Genomic DNA, 14503 nt, shown 5'->3' on the forward strand with positions numbered 1-14503 from the left:
TCGGTCATGGTCAGCCAGCGGCGATAGGCCTCCAGCCGCCATTCCAGCATCCAGGCCGGCTCGTTCTTTTTCGCGGAAATGAAGCGGACGGTGTCTTCCGAGAGCCCCTTGGGTGCCTTGTCGGACTCGATATCGGTCACGAACCCGTACTTGTATTGCTCGACGTCGACGCTCCGGACCCGTTCGACGGTCTCCTGCACGGCTGCCATTCGTCACTCCACCCGCGGATCGGCTGCCAGATCGTGCCGGGCATGCCAACGCATTTTCGAATCCAACCCGCCATCCGGACGCGCCCGTGTCACCGCACGCGCGATCACCTGGCGGACACGCAGTTCTTCCCCCGCGAAAAGCGTCATCAGAAGCCCGCCCAGCCAGGCAACTGGTCCGCCTGCTCCCCTGATGTTGCCACTGTGATTTTTCATCGCAGCGATCCTCACGCGGGCACGCAGGTGTTTTCGACCGGGCACACCACGGCACATTGCGGCGTATCGAAATGCCCGACGCATTCGGTGCATTTCTTTGGATCGATGATGTACATGTCGTTCTTGAGACGAATGGCGGCGTTGGGACACTCGAATTCACACGCGCCACATACCGTGCATTGTGAGGCAATGATCTTGTAGGCCATCTCGTGACTCCCGCGCGTCGATGCCGGACGCCATCTCCCTTTCAAGCGCCGTGCCAGAAGTCAGCCCGTTGATTTGCAATCATTATTTGCAGTTGTCTCGGATCGATGTCCTGTCGCGCCCACGACAGGCTGTCGCAACTGCGACAGTCGCGTTTTAGAGGTGCTTGACCTCGATGCCATGCTTCTTCAACGCATAGCCGATCTGGCGCGGCGTCAAGCCCAGGATGCGGGCGGCCTTGGCCTGAACCCAGCCGGATTTCTCCATCGCCGCGATGAAGCGATCACGATCGCTCATCTGCCCCCAGTTCGCTTCAGCCGAGCCAGCAGGCTTTGGATCGGGGGCGGTGGCTGGTTGACCTGGCGACGTGCTGGTATTCGTCGCTCCGCCTGCGGGCACGGCCGGTAACACCGGCAGCGGGATCGCCGGCCGCAACCGCGGCGGCGCGACTTCCGAACTGCCTTTCCAGAGCATCGCAGACAGGCATTCGTTCCGGCGACAGGCAAAATCCTCCATCATGATCGCCGGGCCATGCGCCAATGTCGCAGTCCGCTGAACGCAATTCTCGAGCTCGCGCACGTTGCCCGGGAAGCCACAGCCCATCAGAACTTCCACCGCAGTCGAGTCGAAGGTCAGGGTCCGGCCGTTCTCGCCGTTGAAACGCCTGAGGAATTCGCCGGCAAGCTGCGGGATATCGCTACGCCGCTCACGCAGCGGCGGCATCAGAATCGGCACGACACTGATACGATAATAGAGGTCGGCGCGAAATTCCTTGCGAGCCACCGCTTCCTCGAGGTTCCTGTTGGTCGCCGTGACGACACGCACGTCGACCTTGATGGTATGGTTGCCGCCGACACGCTCGAATTCCTGCTCCTGAAGCACGCGCAGAAGTTTGGCCTGGAAAGCGGGAGAAATCTCACCGATCTCATCGAGGAACAGCGTACCCTTGTCGGCAAGTTCGAAGCGTCCCTTGCGCGCATTGAGCGCACCGGTAAATGCTCCCTTTTCGTGGCCGAACAGCTCGGACTCGAGGACCGATTCCGGCAATGCAGCACAGTTGATCTTGATGAAAGGGCCTTTGGCGCGTGGCGACAACTCGTGAATCGCCTTGGCAATCAGCTCCTTGCCAGTGCCGGATTCGCCGCGCACCAACACGGTGGAATTGGATTTGGCGACGATCGTAATCTGCTCGAGCAGCGAACGGAGAGCCGGACTGTCTCCGACGATACCCTTGATGTGGACTTTCTTGCGCTCCCGCGCCGGCTTGAGCTCCGACAGCTCCTTTTGCAGACGGTAACTCTCGGCCATCAAGCGGTCGCGGTCGCGCGAGACGACGCGGTGGAGTTGCACCGTCTGGCCAATCAGATTGGCAATCATCGTGAGGAAGCGAACATCGGTATCGAGCCGAAACACCGATCGACCATCCCAGACGCGATCGATGGTCAACGTCCCGACTACCTTCGCGCCAATCCGGATCGGCACTCCGATGAATGATACCCTGACGTCTCCTTCTGCTCCAAGCGCAGTCGCATCCGTCATGAACAGTGGATGGGTGGCGACGTCTTCTGCGACCAATGGAACGGCAGTCGCGATGATTTGCCTGATCGCCGTTTCCGGCAGCCGAGCGCGGTAGCGCTCGTCGGTCCCCTCATTCCAGCCAACGCCGACCGTGACATCCGGAACATCGTCGTCGGCCAGCAGCGAAATGACGCCGTGGCGCATCTGTAGAAACGACGACAAAACGTTGAGAACGTTCGAAAGCGTGGTCTCAAGCCGGTTTGGCGCATTGAGAATCTTGGAAATCTCGTAGATCCCGGTGAGCGCAATCTCGCTCAGCGGAATCAGCGGCGGCTTGGTCTGCAGTTCGAAGCTTTCGGCAACAGAGGCATCGGCGCGGGCCATGGTGATTTCTCCATCGTCCTGGACTTTCCTCGCCGACTTTTCTGAAGGATTGTTGATATCCTGTCCCATCTTCATTCAATTGTCGTGCTCAAGTTCACCGCAGTCCTGCGAAACTTAATAGCGCGAGTTGCACATCTTTTTCCGCCGTCGTCCCGTGGCCCAACCCAGCAAATACCGGCAATTGGGCCGGTGCGGACGTCTTTACAGCGCCCGCATTGATCTGGATCAAACCGGCTCGATTAAACTGACGGCACCGGTGGTCCAGTCGCTTCGCCTGCGCCCCTTCTCCAGGCCCGACGGCTCAGACGTGTTGTCCGCCATTGATTTTGATTTCCTCACCGGTCACGTAGCTCGCCGCGTCCGAGCACAGAAAGAAGATCACCTTGGCGACCTCGTCGGGCGAGCCGATCCGTCCCATCGGGATGACGGGCGCGAGCCGCGCCTCGGTCTCGGGTGACAGGATATCGGTCTTGATCTCGCCCGGCGCTATCGCGTTCACCCGGATGCCGTGGGGCGCGAAGTCGTGGGCCATCTCCCGAGTCAGACAGGCCAGCGCGGCTTTCGATGTGGCGTAAGCCGTGCCGGCAAACGGATGCACGCGCGAGCCGACGATCGACGTTACATTGACGACTGTGCCGGAGCCGGCCTTCAACTCGTCGAACAGGCCGCGGGCCAGCAGGATCGGTGCCAGAAAATTGACGTGGAAGACACTCATCCATGTATCGACGGGCGTCGTCAACGACGTGAGACGGCCACCCTCGACATTCTTCGGAGAGAAACCCGCATTGTTGACCAACGCATGCAGCGGCATTCCCCCAAGGCGCGCCTTGATCTCGGCAAGCGCCTGCGGCATGGCACGGTGATCGCCGAGATCGACCTCGACGTGGTCATCCGATCCCGCATCCCATGGGCACCGCTCGCCATCGAACGGCTGACGCGAGCAGGTGATGATCCGCCAACCTGCTTCCGAAAACAGCTTGACCGTTGCGTGCCCGATACCGCGCGAAGCGCCGGTCAACACCATGGCTTTCTGCTCGGTCGATCGCTGCGGAACCCGCGAAGGCAACCCGGGAAACGGACAGCGCACGGTATTCTCCAGCGCCGATCCCAACTTGGATCGCCCCTCGGGTCCGGCGCTGAGTGTATCAAGGGTCATGGCAAATCCGCGGCGTTCGCAACGCGTAGCGTCGGAGACTTACCGACATTGGAGGATTTGCACGATCCGGGCCAAGCCAGTGAGATCGTGTCTTCGAGGCTGAAATCTCCCGATCGGATGGAGTACGAGCCAATTTTGAAGCGGCGAATGCAAGGGAGTGTCGACACCCCGACATTCGCGTCATGTTCGGTACAATGGCGAGGTCGGCACCAGGGAATGATCGCTGCAGTGGACGGCGATACCGCTTGCAAGCGACGGCTATTCGTCCGCAGCGGCGGGTGTGGTGTCGTCAACTGGAACGACTTTCGCTCCGATGAGCACCTCGTCCATTATCTCCCGGATGGTGGGGGCGCAGCGACCGCACCGCGCTCTGCAACCGAGGCGGCCATAAACATAGGTCGTGGTGCGGCGCGTCGCCGTGCAGGCGACGGCTCGCACCTCATAGTCGCTCAATACGTTGCAGGAGCAGACAATCATCGGAATCCCGATCGGCCGGTCTCAGGTCGCAGACCTCCGGCCCTGCACTGAAGCCCCACTTGACAGAAAGCCCAGCCAACCGAGACCAAACGGGCACATGGTATGCAGGAGAAGGTCTCGATAACTTCTCTACGCTGGATGCAGTTACGAATGGCGTGTTGATTTAGGTCAAGTGCTCCAGGGGAGAGTGCTCTGGCGTCGCCTGTGCGATGGCGCTCCGGCAGAGACGCCTCGGCTTGGTCCGGTTCCTGCACAGCCGTTCGGGTGAAGGTTTTCCGGTCGAACGGGCGACCTTCGAGTGAGTTGGTCATCACCGGGTCGAAGGACCCGCAAAAGGGCGATTCCCGAATCGCCGAACGGAGGCGCGGCCATGCCGCTTTACAGTTACCATTGCGCCGACTGCGACACGGAATTTGAGTTGCTGGTCAACTCTTCCGATACGGCTGACTGTCCAACCTGCGGCGGAATAAATCTGGAGCGCCTGATCTCTCGAACCGCGCCGGAAGGCAAAAGCCGCAGCCTCGCCAAATCAGCGCGGGCGCAAGCGGCACGCGCAGGGCATCTGAGCAATTTTAGCCGCGCCGAACGCCGACGCTGATGGCTCCAAGCCTTGGCACGATCAATCCCACTTAATCTCGACCTCGGGCATCCCACCCGGCCCGGGCTCATCAAAGCTACTTCGGGATCGCCGCACCAGAAATGCCTTCTTCATCTCATCGACGCGCTGCCATACCTCAGCAGCAACAGACTGATGCTGTACTTCCTGCTCGATCAGTTCCCCCGACCTTCGATCGTAGACTCGGCGGGGTCGTCGCATACAGAGGCTGAAGTAATGACAGCAGGAATGTCTCGGTTCGAGCAAGACTCCCCGCGCCGGCTGGCGCAACCGGAACCGAACCTGTCTTCAAGCGCGACAAAGCGAACGTGCAGCAGCGATTGCCCCCTGCCCCAGCGAGATACCGCCATCGTTGGCGGGCAACAGCCGAGAGCTCAGCACTCTGAGGCCGCGAGCCCCAAGATCGAGCGTTACGGCTTCGAGCAACAGACGATTCTGAAAGACACCTCCACCAAGGACAATGGTATCTATACCATGATGGCCAGCGAGACGCGCGGCCATGGATGAAAGGGTCAGCGTGAGGCCCGCATGGAACCTGGCGGCGATGCGCGCCGCATCGAGGCCCCGCGCCAGATCGGCGAGCAGGCTGCGCCACATCGCTGTCCATGAGATGAGCTCGATCCGCCCATGCATGATCTCACCCATGTAGTCGTCACCCGGCTCGCCAGGAGCCGTCGCCGCCAGCGTCTCGAGGCCAATCGCTGCCTGACCTTCATAGGAGCAGGTCTCCGGCGAAACGCCGAGTACGGCCGCGACCGCGTCGAACAGCCGCCCAGCCGAGGAGGCCGGCGGCGCGTTGAAGCCATTTTCCATCATGGCTCGCAGCGTTGCCACGGGCTTTGCCGAGAGCCGCCGCACGACAGCGAGATCGGGGTATCGGCTGCAAACATCGTCCCAGCCGATGAACTGCGCGAGGTGCGCGAAGGCATTGCGCCAGGGCTCGCGCATGGCGCGCGCGCCGCCGAGCAGCGGCACCGGCATGAAACTCCCAAGACGTTCGGCCGAGACATAGTCGGCGAGCAAAATCTCACCGCCCCATAGCGTCCCGTCCTCGCCAAGCCCAAGTCCATCGAGAACCATCGCCAGCACGGGTGGCGCGTCGAGTGCAACGCGGTGCTCGGCGAGGCAGCTCGCGACGTGGGCATGATGGTGCGGGATGCGGACAAGCAAACAGCCATCCTGGCGGGCACATGCCTCGCCCCATTGCGTCGAGAGATAATCCGGATGAGCATCCACGGCGACGAGCACAGGCGAAAAGCAGTGCAGTTCCCGGTAGTGCGACAGCACCCTTCGATAGTCGGCATAGGTGGCCGCGTCCCCGAGGTCGCCGATGTGCTGCGAGACGATCGCGCGCCCCTCGCGAACAAGGCAGACGGTCGATTTGAGTTCCGCCCCCATCGCCATCACCGGCGCGGCATCGGCAAACCCCTCGCCGAGCTGAATCGATTCGGGTGCATAGCCGCGGGCACGGCGCAACAATCGAGGTGCGCCGGACATCGACCGTACTACGGAATCGTCAAGGCGACTGACGATATCGCGGTCATGCAGCAGCCAGAGATCGGCGATGCAAGCGAGGCTCGCAAGCGCCTCGTCGTTGGCGATCACCTGGGGCTCGTCGCTGCGGTTGCCGGAGGTGAGCACGATCGGCGCGGAGAGATCGGACATCAGCAGGTGATGCAACGGCGAATAGGCGAGCATGAACCCGAAATTCGACTGGCCGGGCGCGATCGATGGGGCCAGCCGGCAGGCAGCATCCAATGCATCCAGAATTACGACGGGGGCCGCAGCGCTGGTCAGCGCGGAACGGTCGTGATCCGGGACATGGGCATACTTCCCGACCATATCGATGTCGCGCGCCATCAATGCGAAGGGTTTGGCATAACGGTGCTTGCGCACCCTCAGCCTGGCGACAACGTCCTCGTTGGTGGCATCACAGGCCAGGTGAAACCCGCCGATGCCCTTGATCGCGACGATGTGCCCGGCGCGAATGGCGGCGGCCGCGGCCGCAATTGCGTCGCTCGTCGACGGCGGTTGAAGTTCGCGGCCTTGCGCGTCCGCAAGCCAGACCCGCGGCCCGCAATCGGGACAGGCATTCGGCTGCGCGTGGAAGCGCCGGTCGCCGGGATTTCCGTATTCGGCCAGACAGGCCGGGCACATGGCAAAGGCGGCCATCGACGTGGTGGCGCGATCGTAGGGAATCGCGCGGACGATCGAGAGTCGCGGACCGCAATGCGTGCAATTGGTGAACGGATAGCGATAGCGCCGGTTGGCGGGATCGAACACCTCCGCGAGACATTCGGGACAAGTCGCCGCATCGGGAACGACGCCGGTACGCACCCGGCCTGCGCCACTCCCGACGATGCGAAATTCATCGCTTTCCGGGCCACCCGGCAACGGTTGGCGCACGATATCATCGATGCGCGCGAGCCGGGGCACCTCCCGACGCAGCGAGAGTGAGAAGCCATCGAGCGCATCAGGCGGACCCCAAGCGCGGATCAACACGCCCTCGCCGTCGTTCAGCACCTCGCCACGAAGCCCGAACGACGTTGCGAGTCGCCAGACCGCGGGACGGAATCCGACACCCTGCACCAGACCGCGCACGCGATAGGAGGCACCTGCCACCATCGTCGACGCTGGTCGGGCTCTCGTCATTCAATGCACCGTGCAGACCATGCACGGGTCGAACGAGCGCACGATGTGCTGCACGGCAACCGGCTCGATCTCTCCCTCGCGCACGGGCGCGTCGACGAGCGCCTGTTCGCAGACGCCGGGAGTTCCGTTTTCGTCGCGGGGCGAAAAATTCCAGGTCGTTGGCGCGACGATCTGGTAGTTGACGATGCGTCCGTCACGCACCTGCATCCAGTGACCGAGCGCGCCCCGTGCTGCCTCGACCAGTCCTTCGCACTCACCCTCCTTCGGCATCGCGGCATGGGCGCAGAACGGCTCGCGCGGGCGGATCGCGCGCACCCAGGCCTCCATCAGCGGCATGATGCGGGCGATCTCCAGCATGCGGGCGATGATGCGGGTGCGGGCATTGCCGCCGCCCCTGGCGACGAGATCGACGATCAGCGGATGACCATCAACGATCTGCCGGGCCAGGGCGCCGACCTCGACCACCGCACCGGCCAATCGCGGTGCCTTGCACCAGGTATAACCGCCCGGCGCGTCGGGCTCCGGCAGCGTGACCCCGTGCGAGGGGTGCGCAGGGACTTCAGGCCGCGCCAGCCAGGACGAGGCGTGGTCCTCCGCGATCTCCGCAGAATGAAAGGCACGCGGACGCCCGGCATCGACGACGCCGCGTCCGAAAGCGTATCCGCCATTCATGGCATAGGCGCCGTAGCTCAGATAACGCCCGGTGCCTCGCCCAAGCTTGTCGAGCCCGATCGCCTTCGACACCGTCAGAAAGTGGCGGAGATCGCCCCGCTCGGGCGCGGCGGCGTCCATCCACGCATCGAGCGCGGCTTCGCTGTCAAGCGCAGTTATCCGCTCCAGCGGATCGGCGAACAATGTGGCCTCGAGAAACCTGCGCAAGGAAACGACGGTGGCGAGCAGACGCGCCTGTTCGCTGGCGCCGACGGCCCGCGTCGTTCCGCCGGGCTGAAGCCCGAGCGTATGCGGCCAGCGCCCGGCGAGAATCCCCATCAAATGCAGAAACTCGGCACGCGCCGGCAAGACCTCACGCGCCGCCGCGCCGCTTATCGCCTTGAAGCGCGTTTCGGCTGCCTCGAACCATGGCTCGGACTGATACACCGACCTTGCGAAATCCGGCATGAAAAACAAATAGAAATGCGTCAGGTGGTCGGCGGCATTTTCGGCCGCCATCACCAGGTTCTGGACGAGTGTGCCATTGTCCGGAATCGCAACGCCCTGCAGGCCCGCAAGCGCGGTGGCGGCTGCCATCGATTGCGACACCGAGCAAATCCCGCAAATCCGAGGCGTATAGACCAGGGCGTCGCTCGGGTCCTTGCCGACCAGGATCTGCTCGAACCCGCGAAACAATGGCGAGTTGATGAAGGCCGCGCGCACCGCTCCGCCATCGATGTCGAGTTTGATCTCGAGATCACCCTCAACCCGGTTGAATGGCCCGACGACACGACGCGTCATTTGTGGGGTTTTCTCTGGCGACCGACAGGTGGAACCACGATGTGATCGGCAACCGCATTCTTTCGAAGCCGTTCCGGGGTGGCGGCCTTGGACAATGAGGCGAGAGCCACGAACCACGCCTTGGGCATATCGGTTGGAAGGCCGACCGGGATGCCTGCGCGCTTCGGCGTCACCGTAAAGGGATGATCCAGTTCCTCGAACCCCGGCTCGGTACAGCTGATGCAGGGGTAACCGCCGCGCGTGCACGAGCCCTCGCCGTTCCAGAGCCGGATGTTGCAGTCGGCGTGAACCTGCGTGCCCATGCAGCCGAGATGCTCCATCATGCAGCCCATCTCGCACAGATTCTGCGCGCTCGCCTTGAACTCGTAATATTCATTGCGCGTGCAACCGTGATGAACGAGATGATCGGCATAGAAACGCGGCCGCCCGATGCCGTCGAGGTCGGCTTCCGTCAACGTGCCGCCGGCGAGTTGCAGGAAGGTCTCGACGACCCACCCCGGATGAACGGGACAACCGGAGACATTAATCACCGGCAGTCCGGAGCGGGAACGAAAACGCTGCCCGAGCAGCCCGCCGGGCTCACGCCCGTCATAGGCGAGCCCGCAAGCGTCTGAAGGATTGTCGCCAGCCGCCGTGATGCCGCCGAAGGCGGCGCAGGTTCCGACGGCGACGACGTGGCGCGCCAACGGCGCCAGATCGGCGATCAGATCCTTCATCGGCCGATCGCTGCCCGACAGCATGTGGAAGCGCCCGGTGCCCCGCGGGCCGCGGATCACCGAGCCTTCGAGGCAGAGGATGTCGAGCGGCTCCTCGCCCGACAGCAGGCGCGCCAGAAGCTCATGCAGTTCGAACCCGGTTGCCTCGCTGAGCGAAGGATGCCACGCCAGATCGATGCCGGCGATATCGAGCACCGTAAGGAGGTCAGGCGATTCGGCGCCGATCAGCGAAAGCGTGCAGCCGCCACAGCCCCCCGATTGCAGCCACAGCAAGTTCATGCGGCGAGGTTTACCGGTGGGTTGATGCATCTTGTGCCTCCTGGGCCGGCAGGCGCAACGTGAAGACGGCGCCACCCTCCTCGTGATTGGCCCCCTCGAGCTGTCCACCCAGCTCTTCGGCGAGGCCATAGCTGACATAGAGCCCAAGCCCGGTTCCCTTGCCGATCGGCTTGGTCGTAAAGAACGGCTCGAACAGCCGCTTCATCGCGGTGGCCGACATGCCGGGACCAAAGTCGCGCACGCGGACCACGACCCATTGCCCCTCGCGGACGCCGCTGACGATCAGTTTCTGCTCCGGCTGCTCGGCCATGACGTCGATGGCGTTCTGCACGAGATTGACCATGATCTGATGAACCGGCCCGCGCCGGCCGACCACCTCGAGCCGATCAGGCAAATCGAGCACGACCTCCGGCTTGATCCGCGTCGTCTTCACCACCCAGCTGATCGCAGTACGAACCACGCGGCTCACATTGAAGCTCTCCAGCGGCTCGGTCTGGGAGCTGGAGAACCGGCGCAGGTCCTGGACGATTTCGCTCACGCGCTCGGCGCCCTCGAGAGTGCCTTCAACGAGCGGGCCGACGTCAAGCAGGATACGATCGATCTTCAGGGAGTCGCGCAATTCAAGCAGCCGGTCGGGACTTTCTCCCTGGTCGATCGCCTGAAGATATTTGGTGAGCCGTCCGCCATAGCGCTTCAACGCATGCATATTGCCGAATACAAAACTGATCGGATTGTTGAGTTCGTGGGCGACGCCGGCGACGAGACGGCCGAGTGCGGCCATCTTCTCGGAGAACACCAACTGCTTCTGCGCCTGACGCAGGTCCTGGTGGGCGGCGGCGAGTTCGGTATAGGCGCGGCGCAGCTCGCCGACCGGACGGCCGATCAGCACCAGACCGACGAAGCGCCCCTTGTGATCGCATCGCGACGAGCAGCTCATCGACAGCAGGGTCGGCGTGCCGGTGCTGTCGATGAACGAGATCTCGCAATCTCCAGGGCTCATGCCGCCGTGCAGTTTCGAGCGCAACTCGTCGAACAGGGGCTCCTGGCCCGGAGCCAACAGCACCTCCAGCGGTTCGCCGGTGAGCGACTTGCCGCTTTTGCCCGTGAGCCGCTCGAGTGCCTGATTGACCTGCTCGATGTGGCCGGACCTGTCGCAGACGATCAGCACGTCGGTCATGGCGGCGACCACGCTATCGATGAACTGTCGCGCCTCCTCCAGCTCGGCGTTCTTCTGCTCCAGCTCGACCTGGGATTGAACGAGCTCGGAATAGACCTCGTCCATCTTGCGAATGACGTCGATCCAGGCGTCCTCGGACGCAGGCGACAGCGCAATGGCTTCGGCGACGCCGGCCCGCTCGATCAAACCCGACGGCACGTCCTTGTCGTACGGTATCAATCTGGACAAGCTCCGATACTCCTCTGCCACTCAGGAGGCAGCCCTGCTGCGGGAGCGCGGATCGATCGGCTCGATCTTTTCCAGCCCGTAGCGCTCAAGCTTGGCCCGAAGCCCGACGCGAGACAAGCCAAGTTCCTTGGCGGCCCGGCTCTTGTTCCATTTGTGGCGGATCAGCGTTTCCTTCAAGATGCGGGCCTCGAGTTGCTCGATGCGCTCTTTCAGCGGGCCCTCGAGGCCCACCAGCATCGCGACATCCTCGGCCTCATCCTCGGGAGCCGCGCGCAGTATTCTGCGGGATAACAGCTCCGCACCGAGCAACCCACCCTCCGGTCCCATCACCAGCAAATGCTGGATTTCGTTCTGCAGCTCCCGGACATTGCCCGGCCAGTGATAGGCCTCCATGCAGGCGAGCGCCTCTTCGGTAAAGCCCTCGACATGCTTGCCGAATTGCTTCTGCGCCTTCTCGAGCAGCATGCGCGCGATGATGGAGATATCCATCGGACGGTCGCGCAGCGCCGGGACATCAATGGTAACGGCGGCGAGCCGGTAATACAGATCCTCGCGGAAACGGCCATCACGCACTTCGCTCTCCAGGACGCGATTGGTGGCGGCGATCACCCGAACATCGACCTTGCGCGACGCGCCGCGGCCGACGGGTCGGATCTCGCCCTCCTGCAGCACCCGCAGCAGCTTGGCCTGGAATGCCGGCGAGATCTCGCCGATCTCGTCGAGGAACACCGTGCCGCCGTCGGCGCGCTCGAACAGCCCGGTATGGTCTTCGACGGCACCCGTGAACGCACCACGCTTGTGACCGAACAGCTCGCTTTCGAGCAATTCGTCAGGCATGGCGGCGCAGTTCTCGACGACGAACGGTTTGTTCCAGCGCAAGCTGTTGTAGTGCAGGGCGCGGGCGACCAGTTCCTTGCCGGTGCCGGATTCGCCGGACACCAATACCGAGACGTCGAAGGGTGCGACGCGCAGCAACCGCGCGCACACCTCGTTCAACGGACTGTCGGCGGCCCGAGTGATACCATCATCGCTGTGATACTGCTGCTTCAGCTCCTGTCGGCGAGCCGCGACGACCCTTTCCGCCCGAGTCGCCGACATTTTCAATTCGACGGCAAGCAACTCGTTTTCACGCTGCAGGCGGTACAGGCGAATGGCATTTGTGATGGTGAGGATCAGAGCCTCAGGTTGCCAGGGTTTCGTCACGTACTGGTAGATGCCGGCATCGTTGATGCCGCTGATGATATCGTCGGCATCGGTATAGCCTGAGATGATCATGCGCACGGTATCGGGCCAGCGCGCGCGCACGGATTTGAGGAACTCAACCCCCGTCATATCGGGCATACGTTGATCGCACAGCACCACCTCGACGACTTCGCTTTCCAGGATTTTCTCGGCGTCATGGACGGTGACGGCCGTGCGGACGTCGAAGTCCTCCTCGAGGATGCGCTGCAGCGCCTCGACGCTGCGCAACTCGTCATCGACGACGAGGACCGTCGGCAATTGGGTCATGACGCTATCCTCCGGGGGAAACGACATCGTCGATCGCGGTGCCGCGCGATGGTTACCGGCGTCCGGGACTTCGCGACCTTGCGCACGAAATTCGAACGCGCCACATGGTAGCTCGGATCGAAGCCGTAGAAATTGCGGCGCATCTGCTCGAGCTCCTCGGCGCGATAGAGCGCGAGCGACTTCTCCGCCTCATCGGCGTCACGAAGCCGGGCCTTCCCGACGATGCGAAGCGACCAGCCGGGCTCGGCGGCGAGCGCCTCGGCGCGGGCAATCACCGCACGGGTGAAGTCGGAGCGCGTCGCAACCGCGATGCTGTCATCGGCCAGGCCCAGCGCGACCGCTTCGGCGCCCCCGATCGGCAAACGCGCCTCGGTTACGTTTCGGGCTGCCGCGGCGCCGGCTCGTCGCGGCAAGAGATACGTCCACAGCTCCGACCCGAACAGATTGCCCATGTCCTTGTAGTGCGGATTCAGCACCACGCCGTCGCGCAGCCATACAAGGTCGGCGGTGCGCGCGAGAAAGACCCCGCCGGCGCCGGCGTTGCCGCTGACGGCCGCGACCGTCAGATGACTTCGGGTACGCACGATGGCCTCGGCCAGATCGTCGAGCGCATTGATATTGGCCCACGATTCGTCCGCCGGGCTGCGCGACGCCTCGATCAGATTGAGGTCCATGCCGTTGGACCAGAATTCGGTGCCGCCAAGCAGCACGATGACTTTGGTGGGACGTTCGGTCGCCATGCGGTAGGCGGCAAGCAGGCGCCTGGACGCCTCGGTGCCCATGGCTCCGTTGTAGAAGTCGAAATGAAGCAAGCCGACGGCGCCGGCCTCACGATAGGCGATTTCGCCAAAGCCGGCCGCCGCATCGACCGGAACGGCGGCTAGCCCCGCGACTTCACCCGCCAGCACGTGGGTGGCAGGCAGCTTGAAGGGATGCTCGCCGGCTGGCTCGCGAAGGTGGCCGATCCAGACTGCCCCATCGATCGTCGCGCGCGCAATCGCCGGGCCGGACCGAGCCAATACGGCGCCGGGCGGCCCGTTGAGACCCGCCGCAGGCTTCGCGTTGTAGAGATGGACAGTACGGTCAAACATCTGGTCCCGGACGCCGGGGTTACCGTCGCCACTGCGGATCTTTGTCAGCACGCGCGCCGTTGTGTCGGAAGACCAGTCGATAGCGCGATCGGCCTGAAGCATGGCGGGGCGCGCGCGGCCGCGAACGCCCTCCGCCGGACCGATCCGCTGGGGCGTGAAGCTGCCTTGCGTGAAGCGATCGACCGCTTCCAGCACGGCGGCAACCGCCGCCGCCGTTACTTCGTCGCGATAGATGCTCGACTTGGCAGCATCCCGCATCGGAAACTCGCAAGAGGCCCACACCGGGCCAGCATCCATCTCCGCTTCCGCCTGCAATACCGTGACGCCCCAAACAGGCTCTGCGTCGAGAAGCGCCCAGTCGAGCGACGACGGTCCGCGGTCACCCCGGATGCCGGGATGGACGATGAAGCAAGGGACCTGGCGCCATACGGCCTCGGCAATCGCCCGCTTCAGAAACGGCGCGATCACAAGATCGGGAGCGGCGAGCTCAATGGCCTCGTGCGTCACGGCGTCGTTAATGTCCAGCTCGACCGTAACGTCATGGCCCCGCTCGCGCAGCTCGATGAACAGCCGCTGTGCGAGGCTGTTGAAGGCGTGGGTGAGGAGCAGAATGCGCATGGCG

At 63.4% G+C, this 14503-nt stretch carries 12 protein-coding genes and 1 pseudogene; 1 reads left to right on the forward strand and 12 read right to left on the reverse strand.

The genetic code is table 11. The features are described 5' to 3' along the window. From JQ624_RS34365 to JQ624_RS34390, 6 genes and pseudogenes are all read right to left on the reverse strand, one after another. A pseudogene (locus tag JQ624_RS34365) lies at nt 1-209 on the reverse strand (Fe-S cluster assembly protein SufB); the annotation flags it as partial. A 3-nt stretch (nt 210-212) separates the two neighbouring features. Beyond that, entirely contained in the window at nt 213-422 is a 210-nt protein-coding gene (locus JQ624_RS34370; protein WP_212423319.1) for a hypothetical protein, read from the reverse strand. 11 nt (nt 423-433) lie between these two features. Next, on the reverse strand, nt 434-628 hold the full coding sequence (locus tag JQ624_RS34375; RefSeq protein ID WP_212423320.1) for a 4Fe-4S binding protein: 195 nt from the start codon (nt 626-628) through the stop codon (nt 434-436). 154 nt (nt 629-782) lie between these two features. Continuing rightward, nucleotides 783-2528 carry a nif-specific transcriptional activator NifA gene (gene nifA / locus JQ624_RS34380; RefSeq protein WP_212423321.1) on the reverse strand — a complete coding sequence of 582 codons (1746 nt, stop codon included), beginning with the start codon at nt 2526-2528 and terminating at the stop codon, nt 783-785. A gap of 301 nt (nt 2529-2829) precedes the next feature. Next, the gene (locus tag JQ624_RS34385) at nt 2830-3552 is read right to left on the reverse strand and encodes an SDR family NAD(P)-dependent oxidoreductase (RefSeq protein WP_409334408.1); all 723 of its coding nucleotides are present in this window, start codon (nt 3550-3552) and stop codon (nt 2830-2832) included. 390 nt (nt 3553-3942) lie between these two features. Beyond that, a complete protein-coding gene (locus tag JQ624_RS34390; RefSeq protein WP_212423323.1) occupies nt 3943-4161 on the reverse strand; it encodes a bacterioferritin-associated ferredoxin in 219 nt (72 codons plus the stop codon). A 370-nt stretch (nt 4162-4531) separates the two neighbouring features. Here JQ624_RS34390 and JQ624_RS34395 point away from each other — a divergent pair, with 370 nt between their 5' ends. Further along, on the forward strand, nt 4532-4759 hold the full coding sequence (locus JQ624_RS34395; RefSeq protein WP_212423324.1) for a zinc ribbon domain-containing protein: 228 nt from the start codon (nt 4532-4534) through the stop codon (nt 4757-4759). A 306-nt stretch (nt 4760-5065) separates the two neighbouring features. On the opposite strand, the gene hypF is transcribed toward JQ624_RS34395, so the two are convergent. From hypF to JQ624_RS34425, 6 genes are read right to left on the reverse strand one after another with little or no spacing between them, the layout of a single operon-like run. Next, nucleotides 5066-7429, reverse strand: a complete 2364-nt coding sequence (gene hypF / locus JQ624_RS34400) for a carbamoyltransferase HypF (RefSeq protein ID WP_212423325.1) — start codon at nt 7427-7429, stop codon at nt 5066-5068. Next, complete coding sequence (locus tag JQ624_RS34405) at nt 7430-8881, reverse strand: nickel-dependent hydrogenase large subunit (protein WP_212423326.1); 1452 nt, start codon at nt 8879-8881, stop codon at nt 7430-7432. Then, a complete protein-coding gene (locus tag JQ624_RS34410) occupies nt 8878-9906 on the reverse strand; it encodes a HupU protein (RefSeq protein ID WP_212423327.1) in 1029 nt (342 codons plus the stop codon). The genes JQ624_RS34405 and JQ624_RS34410 overlap by 4 nt, the downstream gene beginning before the upstream one ends. Continuing rightward, nucleotides 9887-11281, reverse strand: a complete 1395-nt coding sequence (locus tag JQ624_RS34415; RefSeq protein WP_249130297.1) for an ATP-binding protein — start codon at nt 11279-11281, stop codon at nt 9887-9889. Before JQ624_RS34415 ends, JQ624_RS34410 begins: the two co-directional genes overlap by 20 nt. Before the next feature lie 21 nt (nt 11282-11302). Beyond that, nucleotides 11303-12790, reverse strand: a complete 1488-nt coding sequence (locus JQ624_RS34420) for a sigma-54 dependent transcriptional regulator (RefSeq protein ID WP_212423328.1) — start codon at nt 12788-12790, stop codon at nt 11303-11305. Continuing rightward, entirely contained in the window at nt 12787-14499 is a 1713-nt protein-coding gene (locus JQ624_RS34425; RefSeq protein ID WP_212423329.1) for a hydrogenase maturation protein, read from the reverse strand. The genes JQ624_RS34420 and JQ624_RS34425 overlap by 4 nt, the downstream gene beginning before the upstream one ends. Nucleotides 14500-14503 lie beyond the last annotated feature (4 nt).

Origin of the sequence: Bradyrhizobium sp. AUGA SZCCT0283 (genome assembly GCF_018130385.1) — a bacterium.
In the GTDB taxonomy this organism is placed as follows: domain Bacteria; phylum Pseudomonadota; class Alphaproteobacteria; order Rhizobiales; family Xanthobacteraceae; genus Bradyrhizobium.

Bases quoted from the DNA above. Each gene is read 5' to 3' on its own strand.
- JQ624_RS34370 (WP_212423319.1), bottom strand. From the start codon at position 422: ATGAAAAATCACAGTGGCAACATCAGGGGAGCAGGCGGACCAGTTGCC.
- JQ624_RS34375 (WP_212423320.1), bottom strand. From the start codon at position 628: ATGGCCTACAAGATCATTGCCTCACAATGCACGGTATGTGGCGCGTGT.
- nifA (WP_212423321.1), bottom strand. From the start codon at position 2,528: ATGGCCCGCGCCGATGCCTCTGTTGCCGAAAGCTTCGAACTGCAGACC.
- JQ624_RS34385 (WP_409334408.1), bottom strand. From the start codon at position 3,552: ATGGTGTTGACCGGCGCTTCGCGCGGTATCGGGCACGCAACGGTCAAG.
- JQ624_RS34390 (WP_212423323.1), bottom strand. From the start codon at position 4,161: ATGATTGTCTGCTCCTGCAACGTATTGAGCGACTATGAGGTGCGAGCC.
- JQ624_RS34395 (WP_212423324.1), top strand. From the start codon at position 4,532: ATGCCGCTTTACAGTTACCATTGCGCCGACTGCGACACGGAATTTGAG.
- hypF (WP_212423325.1), bottom strand. From the start codon at position 7,429: ATGACGAGAGCCCGACCAGCGTCGACGATGGTGGCAGGTGCCTCCTAT.
- JQ624_RS34405 (WP_212423326.1), bottom strand. From the start codon at position 8,881: ATGACGCGTCGTGTCGTCGGGCCATTCAACCGGGTTGAGGGTGATCTC.
- JQ624_RS34410 (WP_212423327.1), bottom strand. From the start codon at position 9,906: ATGCATCAACCCACCGGTAAACCTCGCCGCATGAACTTGCTGTGGCTG.
- JQ624_RS34420 (WP_212423328.1), bottom strand. From the start codon at position 12,790: ATGACCCAATTGCCGACGGTCCTCGTCGTCGATGACGAGTTGCGCAGC.
- JQ624_RS34425 (WP_212423329.1), bottom strand. From the start codon at position 14,499: ATGCGCATTCTGCTCCTCACCCACGCCTTCAACAGCCTCGCACAGCGG.